Consider the following 1,149-nt stretch of genomic DNA (forward strand, 5'->3'; position numbering starts at 1 on the left):
TTTTCCTTGCCGAATTCAAAAATTTTAGTATCGATTATCTCGTAGGGGATCTCGTGCTCTTTAAAATGGGCGCTTATCTCGCGCAGATCCTCGCCGATACCGTAGGTGACGGTGACAGCTCGAAACTCCCAATCTAACGGGCTTACGCTTTGGAAGTGCTTCAGCACGTGCGCCAAGCTCATGCTGTCCTTACCGCCGCTAAGAGCTAGTAAAATTTTATCGCCGCGCTCGAACATCTTGTATTTGGCGTTGGTTTGTCCGACGCGGCGAAGTAGTTTTTTGGAGAGGTTTATCATAACCTTTCGATCATTTTTAGGACGAAATTTGCGCTCGTCTGCGCGCTTTTTACCATAAACTCGTCAAAGTCGAACTCGGCTTTGTGCCCCGCCTCGTCGCTTATCGCGCGCAGCACGCAAAACGGCACGCCCAGCGCGTCGCACACCTGCGCTACGCTCGCTCCCTCCATCTCGACCGCGCTCGCATCAAACGTCCGCTCGATCCAGTTCTTACGCTCCTCGCCGCTTACGAACTGATCTCCGCTAGCAATGATACCCGATTTTAGCGTGATGCCTAGTTGCTCGGCGACGCTTTGCGCTATGGAATTTAGCTTCGCGTCGGTTTGAACCGAAATTTTACTTCCCGGCACGAATCCGTGCGGATGACCGAACGCCGTTATGTCCAGATCGTGCTGCACGAGCGAGGTGGCGTATAAAATTTCGCCGATCTTAATGCCGCGCTTCAAAGCCCCTGCAACGCCCGTAAAAATGAGCGCGCGCGCGCCGAATTTCTCGATCATGACCGTAGCGGTCAGGGCGGAATTTACCTTGCCGATCTTCGAATATGCGATCACTAGATCGTGCCCGTTAAGCTTGGCGGCGTAGAATTTATTATTCGCATGCTCCGTAGCATCCACGCTCATGCCCCGCTTACGCAGTGCGGATAGCAGCGGCTCGATCTCTTCTGGCATAGCGCCCAAAATCGCTACTTTCATCCGTTCTCCTTTGCAAATTTCAAAAACTCGTCTAAGCTCGCAAGATCCGTGATGCTGAAAGTCGGCTTCTGCGTGATCTTTTTGTTTATACCTTTTAAAACCGCCGCGCCGAACTCGACGAAGCAATCCGTCTTGCCCTCGTAATTTTTGATGCTTTG

The 1,149-nt window shown here is 52.0% G+C and carries 2 protein-coding genes and 1 pseudogene; all 3 read right to left on the reverse strand.

Going from position 1 to position 1,149, the window contains the following annotated elements:
* A partial coding sequence (locus Q0257_RS00015; protein WP_298019963.1) for an ATP-binding protein occupies positions 1-296 on the reverse strand: 296 nt, incomplete at its 3' end.
* Positions 293-991, reverse strand: coding sequence for a 5'-methylthioadenosine/adenosylhomocysteine nucleosidase (locus Q0257_RS00020; RefSeq protein ID WP_298019966.1), 699 nt, complete (start codon positions 989-991; stop codon positions 293-295). The genes Q0257_RS00020 and Q0257_RS00015, both read right to left, overlap by 4 nt.
* Positions 988-1,149: pseudogene (locus Q0257_RS00025) on the reverse strand (malonyl CoA-acyl carrier protein transacylase); the annotation flags it as partial. The pseudogene Q0257_RS00025 and the gene Q0257_RS00020, both read right to left, overlap by 4 nt.

This window comes from uncultured Campylobacter sp. (assembly GCF_938018035.1).
Lineage (GTDB): Bacteria > Campylobacterota > Campylobacteria > Campylobacterales > Campylobacteraceae > Campylobacter_B.

Excerpts from the sequence above, each read along its gene's own strand:
- Q0257_RS00020 (WP_298019966.1), bottom strand. The coding sequence starts at position 991 with ATGAAAGTAGCGATTTTGGGCGCTATGCCAGAAGAGATCGAGCCGCTG.